Origin of the sequence: Pseudomonas rhizosphaerae, from assembly GCF_000761155.1 — a bacterium.
Classification (GTDB): domain Bacteria; phylum Pseudomonadota; class Gammaproteobacteria; order Pseudomonadales; family Pseudomonadaceae; genus Aquipseudomonas; species Aquipseudomonas rhizosphaerae.
Window position 1 is genome coordinate 1,946,549 of the sequence record NZ_CP009533.1, and the last position, 14,390, is coordinate 1,960,938.

Here is a 14,390-nt window from a genome sequence, read left to right on the forward strand (position 1 = left end):
GGTACTTTTCTGCCAACTGCAAAATCTCCTATGGATATTACTAATGGCAGGATTAAAAGTAAGAAAGCTTGACGGTACGTTGTTGCTAGATACTCAAAGGATCACTTACGGCTTGGTGAAAAGCGGGCGGTTGACACAGGGAGAACGTTGGCCAAGAAAATACCTGAGGTCTATCCAGCTCGACCCGAACAATGGACAGAACTGGGTCGACAGCCCCGGACTTTCAGACCAAGTTTGGAACTTCACTGTTCCGAATGCCGTCGCGCCGATGCTATTTATCGTAGGGAATGGCACGTTGAACGGGTCGACGATATCAGGCAATACCATCACATATTTCTATCTGAACGCCGATGCAAATACCAAGGTCTACGCATTCGACCAAATGCGAGAAATGGGTTCTGGACCAAGGCTGCGCTGCCGAAATGTCGCAACAGGCGCTCTAACTTTTAATTCGTATATGGTGCCATTAAACGTACTTGCGGTAGTACAAGCACCCACGATCCCAGGCGTACCGCCACCGCCTTATGGTTCTGGTGTTGATAACGGCAGCAGGGCTACAACATATGTGAACGGTTACAACCAAGATATCACGTATGGGAATAGCCAAACTGTTGCCTCGGTTATTTACTCGAAGGTAGATATCCCTTTCGCAAATGAAGAGTACGCAGCGCATCTGACATTTACTCGTGGCGCCACTGTTCAAATGCAAACACCGAGCGGTGCAAACTTTCAATTCGGATTGGAGGAGGGTTGTGGCGGATACACCGGGGGCATTCGGTTTATGTTTGGTCCAGCCGGGGGAACGCCTCAACAAAGTTCCAGCGGGAGTTGGACACTATTTTATGGAATCCCTACAGACCGTTTTCCCACGGCTCTGGTCATCCGAACCTCAAACCTACCATTTCCTTTCAACTGATTACTCAACCGGGCCCCGTTGTGCGGCCCCTCACTTGGAGAGACACCATGCCTTACATCGTCATCAACGGTGCGAACTCGTACGACCCCAACAACCAGGTGGAATACGCCACCGAAGCCGAAGCGGACGCCAAAGCGCGGGAGATCCTGCAGTCGTTCCCCCAATCGTCGATCCGGACCGCTCAGTTGCTCAACAGCTACAGCGCGAAGGTGACGATCAGCACCAAGGCCGTGCCAGAGCCCTCGCCGGCAGCAGATGAATCGCCGACTGCTGAGTAAAACACCCCACTCCATATGCCCGCCTCGAGCGGGCTTTTTTACGTCCGGAGAAAAGCATGAAGACCTCATCGAAGGGCATCGCCCTGATCAAATCCGCAGAGGGCCTGCGGCTCAAGGCCTACCCCGACCCCGGCACCGGCGGCCTGCCTTGGACAATCGGTTACGGCAGCACGTCGGGCGTCACCCGGAACATGGTGATCACGGAAGCCCAGGCCGAGCAGATGCTGGCGGAAGATCTGGTGCGTTTCGAGCGCATCGTGGAGCGCGCGGTTCGCGTGCCGGTCACCCAAGGCCAGTTCGATGCGCTCGTGTCGTTTACCTACAACGTCGGGGAAGGCAATTTCACCAAGTCGACGCTGCTGCGCAAGCTGAATGCCGGTGATACCGCCGGTGCCGCCGAGCAGTTCTCCCGCTGGGTCCATGCTGGCGGCAAGGTGCTGTCAGGCCTAGTCAAGCGGCGCGCCGCCGAACGGGCCTTGTTCCTGGGAATCGCGTGACCTGACCAACAATCAAGCGCTCCACCGCGCTGCTTTCCTAAGGTGACCATCGTGGCTGCATACACCGTTCAGAAAACCTTCCCTTGGCGCTGGTCCAATTCGCCTGTCGTAATAACCACTGTGGTCAAGACGGGCACGGTCATCGTCGAGAAGCAAGCTGGCGATACCTGGGTTCCCGCCTTCACATTCACAGAAACCGGCTGCCAGGCCCTATGGCTGGGCCGCGGCTTGTTCCGAGTCACTCCCACCGGAAACGCCGTCTATGAGACCGACGAGCTATGACGGTCGCGGTAGGGAATGGAGTCATTGCAGGGCCAGGAAACAAGGCATCAGTTCAAGGCGTCATGGCTAGCCAGGAAGACCGCCGCGGGCTGCAGCTTATTCAGAACTACAAGTTCGAGACCGATCTGGCCGGATGGTCTGCTGATCCTGCCTACGTTCGAAAGACAGAGGCAGGCTTCAATGGCGGCGACCCGTTTGTCGAGTACAACGGCGTGTCAGGCAATTTCGACAATTTCACCACCTCGAACGACGCTGATTCGGGGATGCTGGTGGAACCGTCCACGACCTACACCGTCAGCGGTACCCGAACGGCCAACTTCACCGGGAACTACCCGCAGGTGCAGATCAACACCGGCGCGGACGACGGAGCTGGCCATGCCTTCCCTGGCACCACCCTGGGCTCCATGCGATTCACGGCGGCGGCAGCTGAAGCTCGTTGGTCACTGCAGTTCACGACTGGCGCTGATACGAAAAGGGTCTGGATCCGATTCCAAGGCCTGGGCGGTGTTGGCCGGTTGCGGCTGATGGAACTCAACCTGACCAAGGATGCCGCTGTCCAGCCGTACCGCGACTACTTCAACCCAGGCAATTGATGTCGGCGCGATGGTCTTGGTGCTGGATTGAACCGTCTTCCCAAGTTCACCACACGTCCTAGAAAAAATGAAAAGAAGCGGCCGTCCACCATGCTTCAACATGGCAGCCGGCCGCCGAACCGCAGACCAATCCTGCAAGTCCAGCCAAGGCTCCCTGCTTCGTGCACAAAGCGGGGGGAGCCTAGCACCTGTTCATACATACAGTAAAGGCTTGCTAAATCATGTCGAATCCCGTCATACCTTGGATGGGTGGCAAACGCCGCCTGGCCGATCGTCTCATCCCCCTATTCCCACCACACGACTGCTACGTCGAAGCCTTCGCGGGCGGAGCAGCGTTGTTTTTCCTGCGGCCCCAGCCGGCGCCTGTCGAGGTGCTTAACGATATCAACGGTGATTTGGTCACGCTGTATCGTGTCATTCAAAATCACCTGGAAGAGTTCGTGCGTCAATTCAAATGGGCGCTGAGCTCGCGCCAGGTGTTCGAGTGGCAGAAGATGACCCGGCCCGAAATACTGACCGATATTCAGCGAGCCGCCCGTTTTTTCTATCTGCAGCACCACGCGTTTGGTGGCAAGGTTTCGGGTCAGACCTTTGGTACAGCCACGACTGGGCCAGCCATCAACTTGCTGCGAATCGAAGAAAACCTATCGGCCGCATGGCAGCGCCTGGCGGGTACCTATGTCGAGCACTTGCCCTGGCATGACTGCGTTCAGCGTTATGACCGACCGCACACGTTTCACTACATGGATCCGCCATACTGGGAAACGGCCGGCTACGGCGTGGACTTTCCGTTCGAGAACTACATTCGCATGGCTGAATTCATGCGGACGTGCAAGGGAAAGGTGATGGTCAGCATCAATGATCATCCCGACATCCGAAAGGTGTTTGAAGGATTCCATTACGAGAGACTGGATATCCGCTACACGACGGCCAACCAGAGAAACGGTCAGTCTGATCTAGCAGGTGAACTGGTGATTATGAACTGGAAACCGTCGGATCTAGGTCACCTTTTTTAGGGTAAGCATCATACTAGCGTAGGTACCAATGCTGTTTGGAATGGAATTCAACAAAAGACCAGGTCGTTGCGTCGATTTAGGCTAGAACAATACGACTTGCAAATCATCAACAAATGAACCACAAACGTGCCTTGAGTTAGACGGTTTTTAGTTAAAGACATTTGGGCGCTTGAGCTGCCCGCAGGATCTACGGGCAGCGGCATGCATTACCTCGCGAGAAATTAATCAACTTTTGGTTGAGTGCTGCATTTATCCCCTGTATGTGAGATGTAAAATAGTAATAGTGCAGGATGGATGCGTGCCTGGTGGCGATGATTTAAAAAATAGCCGGAAATAACTATGAGCTACCAACTTTTACAGCCATATGAATGCATAGAGAATGTTCGTCGCCTGCGTGCAAATGGTGATGAAGTTTTTTTATCGAGCCATAAGGGGTTCCTATCAAATCTATCCTGGCAGAGCTAATATTTGACCTGTTGCTTACACTGGACATATCTAGGGAAGATATATGCGCGCAATAGCGATTCCACCAGCTGTCGAAATCTAAGCCATTATAGTATGTGATTAAAAAGGTCCTTTTCACATCTACTGGGTTGTAGCTTGTTAATAGCTTCGAGTAATGTGTATTAATGTAGTTGCTATTTACTGAATCTAGTCTCATCGCCTCAACGATGGCGAAGAGATCCATTTGATGTTCGATAATTATATCTAGCTCGCCAGAGCCCACTCCCGAACTCGACTGTCCTTCGCGAGTCTGATCTTTAACTTCGTATCCTTTAGACATGATCATGTCCCTAAGATAATCGTTGCTATAGTCTTCAGAATCAGATTTTTTTGCTCGGCGAGCTAGTCTCTGCAGGACCCATTCGATATCGGATTCAAGCTCAATATATGTTGGCATGGTCTTGAACCTATTTTCTGTTTGGATTTGGTTTATATTCTGTAGATTTAATAGATTTATTCTCTGCCTATTGATTTCAGAGATGAAGTCGGAATAATGGTTGTTGTCATCAGCCACAATGGACTTGCTAAAACTCGTTATCGCTCTAGATATGGTTCGATAGACTGTTTCGCCACTCGACATGGATCCAGCAGATGAAGATAGGAGCATTTTACCTGAGTCGCATGATTCAAGTAACTTGCGCCACATTTTATAGTTGGTAAAGCCGTTCACATCTTCGCTTAAAGAGGATACATAAGAAGTGCTAAGTTTTTCTTCTCTGTCCAGTACAACTTGATCTTCGGAATACAGCAAAGCTCCCATGAAAAAGTTAAAAAAGACATGGTCATTGCCTATATTTTTAGATAGGAAGCTAGGGCAAATGCAGTGAGAGCTTCTCATTATGATTGCACCTCAGAATCTTTGTTAACTTTAGCGTACTTGAGTTGCTGTATTTTTATTGTGTCTTTTATTTCCACATCCATAAAATCTTTCGGCCACTTGATATCGCCGTTATCACTTATTTTTATGTCGTCAAGTAGAGTGTGGCGATTTATTCTGTCTCGGTGCAGGTGATATATTTTTACATCATCCTCGGTAAGTGCAGAGCTGTCGTCTACTATCCGTAGCCTAATTCTTCGAATAAGCGCATCACTGTGAGTTTCTATCAAAAATCTTTTACGCTCGCTTAATGCGATTTTGATTACAGCATCTGTCAACCAGGCTTGCATATTTGGATGTAGATGTATTTCGGGTTGTTCGATTATCGTCAGAGATCCCGCCGGTGACAAGTACGCTTGGACTAATATTGGAAGAGCCTGAGATATTCCAAATCCCACATCAGTAAGCTCAAGATCCACATCATCCTGATTGACAACAATTTTATAAATGATGTCGTTAACTTTTACGATGTCAATGCCGATATTGAATGGGGCGAGCAATAAGTTGATATTGTCTTTGATTGTAGGGTTGTTCTTTAAAACCTCTGCCAGCTCAGTGCCATCCAGGACGTTCAGCTTTGTATGATGTACAGATTTATCGAGCAAATAGTATCTTTGAGGGAAAGCCCGGAGTGGGCTCACATGATTGACCTGGAGGCCGCTCAAAGCGGATAGTACATGCTTTGAAGTGATATTAACCATCCGCGATAGGATTGCTGCGAATGGACTGCTGCTTCCTTCAAGCGATGAAAAGCTTCCAAACGATCTATTTAGCTCTGTAGCGTGCTTCATAAATACAAGAGAGTCTGGCGATATCAGCTTTAGTAACTCTGATCTGGATCGGCTCAGCACACTAGGATCGATAACATCTGAGAAAATGTCAGAATTGTTGCCTTCCTTTTTATATCCGAAAATGACCCCGCCTAATTTGTTATACTGTATGTATTCAACAACTTGTAGGCACTCAAGTCTTTTGTTGTAAGCGAAAGAGTATGATACTTTGAATGGTGTTATTTTTGCGGACGGAAGCTCTAAGTAGCCAGTGAAGCAGTCTTCGATTTTTTTAAGAGACGCGCTATGCGTTAGATTAAAATATGCTTCAGGTAGATTCGGGCTCACCCTGACACCTCCCATGATAGCCCGGTAATGTTTAATAAGCTTTAAGTAAATCAACTTAAAATCTTTTATTTTGGCGATACTGATTGACGACTCTCGACTTCTGAAAGTAATGTCCTCTAATTTCGGAAGTAGTTTTCGGAATGCTACAAGCGCTGAAGGGCTGGCAGGCACACCCTTCGAAGATTGAGATGAGGCAAAATGCGACATAAACCTAATCACAGTATCATGATCTTGAAGAATTGCCGTCTTGGCTTCAGAGATCTTCTTTCTGATATTGTCTCTCTGAGAGAGCTCAAAAGAAAAACTTAGCCGGTTCGCAGGATTTTTATCTTTGATGATGTTGAGAGTTTCTCCCATCCCGGTTTTGTTGCCGTTGAGCCTAAGTGGAGATTCTGAAATTAATGTCGAGTCTGCGGATTGAGAAAGCATCAACAATGAGTTGATCAGTGCGCTTTTGCCGCTGCTATTCGCGCCTAGCAAAACGGTCAAAGGGCGCAACTCTAACTTAAAGTCTTTAAAGGCTTTATAGTTGCTTCCAGAGAAAGTTGATATCACAGCAATTCCTTTTGAATGGGAGAGGGTGTTCACGCGCGTTTTATCATCCCCAAGCAAAATATGCAAGAAATATCGATTTTGGTCTTTGCCTCTCTATATGCTTTATGTTGTAGGGGTATGTAGCGAGTGCGCAGATTAAAGCTTTAATGCTCTATGATTAAACAGCAATTGCTCCTATTTGGGCTGAATCTTGGCATGTATTAATATGATTCCCGATTGGGTGGCGAGGCGGGATTTAAATATTGGACCTAATGGCGTGCCGCAAATGATTTGTCTTCACTTTGAGGCTCAATGTTATTCTTGCTTCTATTCCTAATATAACCCCTCCTGGTGATTTTCGTGAGAGATGCAGATTTTCCACTAATCAAACGTAGCGGAAAGCAATGAGAGTTCCAGAGTGCGGATGACGCTTTCTGTTTCTATATTTTATCAAAGATTGAAATTCGTTCCTCATTAGCGTGTTGCTTTAGCAGGTACAGCTCTTCGAGTTAGACCGCTTTTTGCATCAACTGCCGCCGGTCCAGGGCACGAGGTGTAACGGGGCCGGATGCAATTGAATTATCAATAGAACAGCACTCAGGTGGTGAAGTGGCAAGAGATTCGTCAGCTATTAATAGGTGGTATTTTCACTATAAGAGCTGGCTCCCCGTGTATATTTCTTGTCCGGTATTGCCAGTTATTAGGATCATAGCGTGTCGGCTATCGTTTGGGTTTTCTTTCTAACTGCTCATTTATGTCGACGCAAGAGCGCCAGACTTGGCAAATTAGCGAGCCCGATCAAAATGTACGCGTGTGAGCTGGCCTACGACATGGTCAGCGGCGGCGGTAGAGCGATCTACCCAGCACCGCTCGTGTATTCAACTATCCAACGAAGATCACGCCATGGAAAGCAGCTTTGGCCACCCCTTAGTGTGCAGAATGGGGTGTGCATGAACGGCTTGCCCGAATCTCGAAGCTGTTGATAGCCTTCACAGGTCCTGCAGCGAATGTGTGGAATGGGTTCATCGTGCACGGCCCATAACTTGGACCAAGTATCCAGATCACTGATCTGCGGTGTCAGGTTCAGCCAGTCCAGCGTGTCCATACGCACCTCCGTTGTCGTGGCGCAAGCATAGTAGGCTTTGCCGGTCTTGGGTCGGTAATTGCGCAGGTGCTTCTGGCTGCGGATCTGGTGCCGCCAATGTTTCGCGGAAAGGGTAGGGGCTCTCGGCTGACTGCCGCGCTGCCATCTGCATCCCCCGCATCCGATTGCCGAGCGCTGATAGCTCGACGTGGGCAGCGGAGAGGTCGCGTTTGTACGACGCCAATAGGTGCAGCGCCTGGTCGCGCTCGCGCGCAGTGACTGCGTGGATGTCGACCAGCTTCAGGATATTCGTCCGGGCCTGGCGCAGGTCGGCGGCCACCTGCTCGTACTCTGCCTGGACTAAGGCGGCCTGTTGCTTCCATATCTGTGCTTCGGTGGGTATGCCGAGGCATCCGAACGCTTCGTCTTCAATGTCCATGCTGCTGCTCACAAATACTGTATTTGCGTACAGTATTCGAGGTTTGTCAGATTGCTCAAGGGCGGATCGATAGGTGGTGCAGGGGAGGGGTATTGAAGGTCGGCAGAACGCCGGGGGAGGGAAATAGGCAGCGTGACCAAAACGTGAGTCACGCCAGTTCACAGCGTGAACAAGGTGCGCATTTGTGAGACAGCGTGACCGATTGCGGGCGGCGTAAACGCTTGTTTTTAAAGGGCTCCCTCAAGGAGCATATGATTTAGGTTCCTGTGCGTCTTGAGTCGGATGGTTGCCCAAGACCCAGGCTGCAAGCCCCGTATTTCCGTTTGCAAAAACACAGAAAAGGTTACTTTTTGGCTTTGTCAGACAGCCGTGATGGTATCCTCTAGATATTCGAGAAGGGCGCGGAAGCATCTCAATATGCAAGCAAACTGCTTAAAGAGGATCGCAGTCGCTAGGGCGTTGAAGAAGACAGGGTAAGTTGAACAGATCTTTTAATTAGATTCCTCATGCTCGTCCCGGCGGTAGTGCTGCAGGGCTTTTTTATTCTATTCTTCTTTTTATCTGATCCATGATCCATGCAAGATCTCGCCATGGGAGATGGCCGTACGGGTCATATTTTTCACATTCCGGACCATGGGTAAAAAGGGTAAGGGCGTCCGATGGCCACTGCGCCCACCCACAATATCTGCACTCGAGATGATCAGCTTGAATGCTCCAACTTACATTCCATTCCTTCAGATCGTAGTCGCTAGCAACCAACCTCAGACCAAGCCCTGCCATAGTCACCTCCACGAGGACGTGTCAGCATAGCTGTGCTTGCCTACCTATAGCTCAAGGATTGAAAACCGCCTGTCTGCAAATCGGTCGCGCTGTCCATATGTACAGCGCATGAGCCAAGCCATGGACGCCATTCCAACCCGAACACTTCGATATCTCCATTGACGACCTGTTGTGCATGCGCGCATGGCACCTACCTGGATCGCGTGGCCGGTGACAACATTATTCGCGCCGGGATTTTCGATGGTGACCTACTTATCTTCGACAGGGGCGCGGGAGCAAAAAAGGGCAGGTGATCATAGGCGTTACGCCTGTCGGCGGAGTGCGCACACCCCGTCAGAGGGCTCAGGTTATTCCGTTCGGCCCTTCGATGGCCTGTCGGATCTTCTTGGCTAGATCGCTAGGGATGTACGGCTTGGCAATTACCAAAAAATCACCACCTCCGGCATCTGTGCGCTCCAGAGAGTTCTCAGAGTAGCCCGTGGTCAGGAGCACCTTGATATTTGGGTACCGGCGCTTCGCTTCCCTGGCCAACATCACTCCATTCATGCCGCCCGGCATGATGAGATCCGTGAACAATACATCGTAAGCAGCGCTCTCCATACGTTCCAAAGCTTCCTTTCCGCTGTAGGCGATATCGCACTCGTAGCCGTATTCCTCAAGCACAGCTTGCGCGAGATCCGCGACATCCGGACGGTCTTCAACGACTAGTACCCGCTCATGACCTTGATGAACGTGAATTTCCTCGGCCGCTGCTAGCGTGTGGAGCTGACTATCATCTGCCGGAAAATACATACGGATAGTCGTTCCGATCCCTTCTTCGGAATAAATCCGAGCCACGCCACCAGACTGTTTTACGAAGCCGTAAACCATCGAAAGCCCCAGGCCTGAGCCTTTGCCCTCCTCCTTGGTAGTGAAGAAGGGGTCCATCACTCTGTTTAGGATGGACTCCGGCATTCCTCGGCCATTATCGGTAATGGCGACGCTGACATACCGACCAGGCACGAGGCCCTCATAAGACGAGTTTTTGCTCAGCGTCACGTTACGGGTTTCAACGGACAACATCCGAGCATCCTGTCCCTCCATAGCGTCTCGAGCATTGATGTAAATGTTGAGCAGCGCCACTTCGGTCTGGGTCGGGTCTAATCTCGAGTTCCAGAGGTCTTTCGCAAGGTCATAGCGGATCTGCGTATCGACCAACGTGCGCTCTGCAGTTTCCTCGAAAGATATGATAAGCGTATTCAGGTTGATAACGCGCCCCTGCAGCTTTTGCTTGCGTGAAAATGCCAATAGCTGCTGGGTGAGGGTAGTGGCTCGCTCCGTGGCATCCCGTGCCTGAGTAGCATTGCGTTTAAGCCGCTGACGGTCGATCTCTGGCTTATCAGCGGAGCGCTGGATCATGTCTAGGTATCCCACCATGACCTGCAGCAAATTATTGAAGTCATGGGCTATTCCACCCGTCAGTTGGCCTAGTGCTTCCATTTTTTGCGATTGACGCAGCCCGTCCTCAGCATCACGACGTCTGCTCACGTCGAGCTGTGATGCGAAGAAATAGATTAGGTCGCCTGACTCGTTGTAAACCGGCGAGATAAACAGCGCATTCCAAAATGAGGTGCCATCTTTCTTGTAATTCACTACCTCGACGGCTATCTCCCGCCTGTCTTCAATCGCTTTTCTCACCTGCCCGATGATCTGTCGGTCCGTTTCAGCACCCTGAAGAAATCGACAGTTACGACCAACAATTTCCTCACGGGAGTAGCCAGTCATGTCTATGAAGGCATTGTTGGCAAAAATGATGGGATTATCAGGCCTCTTTGGATCCGTAATCGTCATCGGCATGCGCGTGGTTTCGACGGCTGCGAAGAAGATATTGTGATCAGATGCGCTTATGTCACCGGTAAAGTTGTCGGTCACGCGGTTGGAATGCTTAGCCATTTACGCTCCTGGTTTGGCGGTAGCTACCTTGAGGGCCTAGCTCTTGGAATCGCGAATCGGAGGATCCCTAGACTTGCCGATCAGAAGAAAAGATCTTCCGACAAAACGTCTCGAGACATTGCAGGGAAAAAGGCTTTGCAAGCCAGTGAACATCATCACTTCTCAGCGAATCCGCTCGTGGGTGATAGCCTGACATGACGACGATCGGGCTCTCAGGTTGAGTCGCTTGAAGCTTACGCACCAGATCCATTCCGTCCATCTTCCCAGGCATACACAAGTCTGTAATTAGCAGCCGCACTGGGTAGGGCCTCTGCTGGATGTGCAGCCAGGCCTGGTCTGCTGTCTCAAAGACGTGAACTTGGTAGCCTAGATCTTGGAGGAACTCGAAGAGAAGATCACGGACCGGCTGCTCGTCTTCAACGAGAATGATAGTGTTCATAGGAGGTCATTTTCGAAGGAGATACGACATTGACTGCCAGCGTTCACGAACATTCCCTGCGGTTAGATTTTAGTCAACAATCATGAGTTGTGGTGCATGCTCGATGCGCCGGAAGGGGCGATTGAGGAATCTGTGAGCAGCGGATGCAACCTGCAGTGGACGATTTTGGGTTCAGCGAGGCGAGTTCAGGATGAGCTGACGCCCTTGGATGAACTGGTTCTGTCGTCAATGACGCAAACAGGTCCTTGCCGTGGGGTTTGGATGTGCAGGGTGAATGCGTCGGTAGATAAGCCATCCTAAGGCCGCAGCTGTACAATCTGCATAATCTTCACCTTCTTTTCTCTAAAATCAGGATCTAGGATCGGATGTCAACATCAGAATTTGAAATCGATATCGCTTCTATCGGAAAGATGGAGAGCATTCCTTTGATTCTGAGCTTGGTGAAAGCGACCACAGGTTTGCGCTTCGCAGCTGTTGCCAGGGTGACCACGAGTCGATGGGTGGCTTGTGCGGTCGATGACTCGATTGGATTGGAGTTGGCCGTTGGTAGCGAACGTCTTACAGCAGAGACTTTATGCGGCCAAGTGCATGATCTGCGCAGATCATTGGTGTTCGGTAGCGGTTTTGCTGAATTGTCTCGTTTAGGATACGAAGCGGTGGCGCCGAGCGATTTGCCTGCCGTACAAAGCCATATTTCCATTCCCATCATTACTGCCAATGGGGAGCTATTTGGAACCCTATGTGCGCTGGACGTAATGCCCATTACCTTGAATAAGCAGTCGGCTATAAATACGCTTGAGCTTTTCGCTCAGCTAATCGCCGTGAATTTGAGTTTGCACGATCGCCTTGAACAAAGTGAATCTCAACTCGTTGCATCAACCGAGCTTGGCCGGCTCCGCGAACAATTCATTGCGGTTCTAGGGCATGACCTCCGTACCCCGCTTAGCGCCGTAAGGCTCAGCGCAGATGCGCTACGCGCGAACATTTCGGAGAGCCGACGTTTGCTGCTGGCCGAAGGTATTCGGTTAAGCGCGGCACGCATGGCCGCATTGATAGAGGACATTTTGGACTTCACACGCTGTCAGCTAGGAGGTGATGTCGTAATGAATCTCCGTCGAGCAGACGACATTTTTGATGTGCTTGGAGCTGTTGTTCAGGAGGTCCGTTTGGCCCATCCGGAAGCAAATATCACGTTTGACTATGAGGGCGCTACTGCATTGTTATGTGATGTCGGCAGGATTAGTCAGCTGGTTTCCAACCTCTTGACCAACGCAGTAGCGCATGGTCAAAAAGGAGGGGCAATTGTGCTAAAGGGGCGCATCGATGAGGGAATGTTGGTGCTGAGCTGCATCAACGGGGGCAGCCAATCCCAGATACGTTGCTTGGATCTCTTTTCGAGCCTTTTACGCGTACCGACCGTGACAGTCACACAGAGGGCCTTGGGCTGGGCCTATATATATGCTCGCAGGTTGCTGAAGCTCATGGTGGTACGTTGAGCGTAACCTCCAACAAAGACGCAACGATATTTGTCGCATCAATACCAGTACGCTTGTAGGTTCACTACGATGCTTCGCGGTAACGGAACAATGGCTTGAAGCCTACAAATGGCTACAGATTCCATTGGTCACAAGCGAAGGCCGTATGCATAATCGGCATAGGGCTCGGCAATGTCATCTGATACCAATTCTGATACCAATGGCGGCTTTTTGTTGATGCCTCACGAGCGCTGGGGAGCGGGAAATGCCCGAAAACATTGATCAACAGCTAACGTCAGCAACCACTTAAGACTGCATGGTGATGTTAGCTGTGGAGATCAAGGAGCTTTACCTATCAATAACTGGGGGAGCGATGGTTTCAGGCCATACCGAATCGATAGCCGATTCGGTACCAATCTGGAGCCTGGCAATAAAGGCGGGATTCAAACCGGACATTGCGCCTATTGTCGCATAGGTGTGGCGGTAGTTGTATGGCGGCCGGTCGCGAATTCCTGGCCCCTGAAGCCTAGACAGGACATGGCTTTGCCAGCTCATTACCCGCAAGCTCCACGAAGGGCAGGGCTTGTTTTCTGTGATTCCAGCTCTGAAAATGTGGGCTTGGATTTTTTGATCAGGGATGAAACATTGAAGACTCTTGTCTGGCTGGTGATTGCAGCCGTTATCGCGTGGAAATTTTCCCCACAGATCGATGGATGGCTGAATTCCGATTCTTCAGCGAATTCAGGCGGCCTTGTATCCCCAACGCCGTTAAAGCCCCCGGTAAGTCGCGCGCCATTCAATTGTGATGGTCGACAGTACTGCTCGCAAATGACGTCCTGCGCCGAGGCGATGGCTTTTCTGCAGAATTGTCCAGGTATGAAAATGGACGGCAATAACGACGGTGTTCCCTGCGAAACCCAGTGGTGCAAGAGATAGGTTTTTTTCTACGCGGCTTCTGTACATAGAGAAGGCTAATCGTTACTGCTTTCAGTCGTTCGCTACCCGCCGTAGAGAGCTGAGCGACCGCCGACCCCTGCACGTACCGCCGCTAACGCAGAACGTTCAAATACCGTCGTTGCAAAGTTATCAGGCAGCTTCAACTGAAACGGCGAGATGCTTGCCCATGGCGGCCAGCGCTGATTCGATCTGCTCCATCTTGGATGTATGCAAAAAATCTACCAGACGATCTCCTTGGGTTTGATGAAAGCCCAGCAGCCGGCACAGATCTGCTTTGCGCATATCTCGCTCTATCATCGTATTCCAAAGCACGATCTTCGCTACGGTCACAGCAGGCAGATGAATGATACGCTCGCCCTGTTGCGGTGCTGATGCCCGCGGAATTGGACGTCGTTGGTCAACGTAGATCGACAGCGTTGTTTCTATCGCGTCAACGGCCTCGTTGACAGCGTGCTGTTCGTCGTCCCCAAAGCTGTTCAGTTCCGGCAAGTCTCTGCAGTAGACGGCGAGACCGGGAACAGTGTCTGTTTCAAATCGGATTGCATAGTCATACATGGCTTAGTCCTCCGGGTGATAGGCCTGCTGTCCGCAAAGCGAAAAACCATCAAAGCCCCAGTTGTTTAATGATCGCCTTGCATGTCCCTTCCAGCCTTCATTTTGCTCTGACGG

General features: G+C 50.7%; 13 protein-coding genes and 3 pseudogenes. 9 read left to right on the forward strand and 7 right to left on the reverse strand.

Annotated features, from left to right (window positions below; genetic code table 11):
* Positions 1-43 precede the first annotated feature (43 nt).
* The 6 genes from LT40_RS21580 to LT40_RS08825 all read left to right on the forward strand — a co-directional run bounded on the left by LT40_RS21580 (position 44) and on the right by LT40_RS08825 (position 3,582).
* A complete protein-coding gene (locus tag LT40_RS21580) occupies positions 44-916 on the forward strand; it encodes a hypothetical protein (RefSeq protein WP_148308541.1) in 873 nt (290 codons plus the stop codon).
* Positions 917-963: 47 nt separating this feature from the next.
* Positions 964-1,194 (forward strand): hypothetical protein, encoded by a 231-nt coding sequence (locus tag LT40_RS08805; protein ID WP_043188980.1) that lies wholly within the window; start codon positions 964-966, stop codon positions 1,192-1,194.
* Positions 1,195-1,250: 56 nt separating this feature from the next.
* Complete coding sequence (locus LT40_RS08810) at positions 1,251-1,691, forward strand: lysozyme (RefSeq protein WP_043188983.1); 441 nt, start codon at positions 1,251-1,253, stop codon at positions 1,689-1,691.
* 51 nt (positions 1,692-1,742) lie between these two features.
* Positions 1,743-1,973 carry a hypothetical protein gene (locus LT40_RS08815; protein ID WP_043188986.1) on the forward strand — a complete coding sequence of 77 codons (231 nt, stop codon included), beginning with the start codon at positions 1,743-1,745 and terminating at the stop codon, positions 1,971-1,973.
* 62 nt (positions 1,974-2,035) lie between these two features.
* Entirely contained in the window at positions 2,036-2,566 is a 531-nt protein-coding gene (locus LT40_RS08820; RefSeq protein WP_043188990.1) for a hypothetical protein, read from the forward strand.
* 221 nt (positions 2,567-2,787) lie between these two features.
* Positions 2,788-3,582, forward strand: a complete 795-nt coding sequence (locus LT40_RS08825) for a DNA adenine methylase (RefSeq protein ID WP_043188995.1) — start codon at positions 2,788-2,790, stop codon at positions 3,580-3,582.
* A gap of 337 nt (positions 3,583-3,919) precedes the next feature.
* Here LT40_RS08825 and LT40_RS21585 read toward each other — a convergent pair whose 3' ends face one another.
* From LT40_RS21585 to LT40_RS08845, 5 genes are all read right to left on the reverse strand, one after another.
* On the reverse strand, positions 3,920-4,924 hold the full coding sequence (locus LT40_RS21585; protein ID WP_148308542.1) for a hypothetical protein: 1,005 nt from the start codon (positions 4,922-4,924) through the stop codon (positions 3,920-3,922).
* Entirely contained in the window at positions 4,924-6,669 is a 1,746-nt protein-coding gene (locus LT40_RS21205) for an AAA family ATPase (RefSeq protein ID WP_202807711.1), read from the reverse strand. Before LT40_RS21205 ends, LT40_RS21585 begins: the two co-directional genes overlap by 1 nt.
* A 1,007-nt stretch (positions 6,670-7,676) precedes the next feature.
* Positions 7,677-8,138, reverse strand: coding sequence for a hypothetical protein (locus LT40_RS08835; protein ID WP_043189001.1), 462 nt, complete (start codon positions 8,136-8,138; stop codon positions 7,677-7,679).
* 1,122 nt (positions 8,139-9,260) lie between these two features.
* On the reverse strand, positions 9,261-10,850 hold the full coding sequence (locus LT40_RS08840) for a histidine kinase famiy protein (protein WP_043189005.1): 1,590 nt from the start codon (positions 10,848-10,850) through the stop codon (positions 9,261-9,263).
* Positions 10,851-10,917: 67 nt separating this feature from the next.
* A complete protein-coding gene (locus LT40_RS08845; RefSeq protein WP_052393357.1) occupies positions 10,918-11,289 on the reverse strand; it encodes a response regulator in 372 nt (123 codons plus the stop codon).
* Between the two features lie 410 nt (positions 11,290-11,699).
* On the opposite strand from LT40_RS08845, the pseudogene LT40_RS22010 reads away from it, so the two are divergent.
* Together LT40_RS22010 and LT40_RS22015 are read left to right on the forward strand one after the other, a co-directional pair.
* Positions 11,700-12,356 (forward strand): annotated as a pseudogene (locus tag LT40_RS22010) (histidine kinase dimerization/phospho-acceptor domain-containing protein); the annotation flags it as partial.
* A gap of 311 nt (positions 12,357-12,667) precedes the next feature.
* Complete coding sequence (locus tag LT40_RS22015) at positions 12,668-12,844, forward strand: ATP-binding protein (RefSeq protein ID WP_158497440.1); 177 nt, start codon at positions 12,668-12,670, stop codon at positions 12,842-12,844.
* A gap of 268 nt (positions 12,845-13,112) precedes the next feature.
* Here the strand turns inward: LT40_RS22015 and LT40_RS22020 are convergent.
* A pseudogene (locus tag LT40_RS22020) lies at positions 13,113-13,277 on the reverse strand (site-specific integrase); the annotation flags it as partial.
* 279 nt (positions 13,278-13,556) lie between these two features.
* Between LT40_RS22020 and LT40_RS22025 the strand changes: the two are divergent.
* Positions 13,557-13,700 (forward strand): annotated as a pseudogene (locus LT40_RS22025) (excalibur calcium-binding domain-containing protein); the annotation flags it as partial.
* A 150-nt stretch (positions 13,701-13,850) separates the two neighbouring features.
* Here the strand turns inward: LT40_RS22025 and LT40_RS08855 are convergent.
* Positions 13,851-14,276, reverse strand: coding sequence for a type II toxin-antitoxin system HicB family antitoxin (locus LT40_RS08855; protein WP_043189009.1), 426 nt, complete (start codon positions 14,274-14,276; stop codon positions 13,851-13,853).
* Positions 14,277-14,390: the final 114 nt, after the last annotated feature.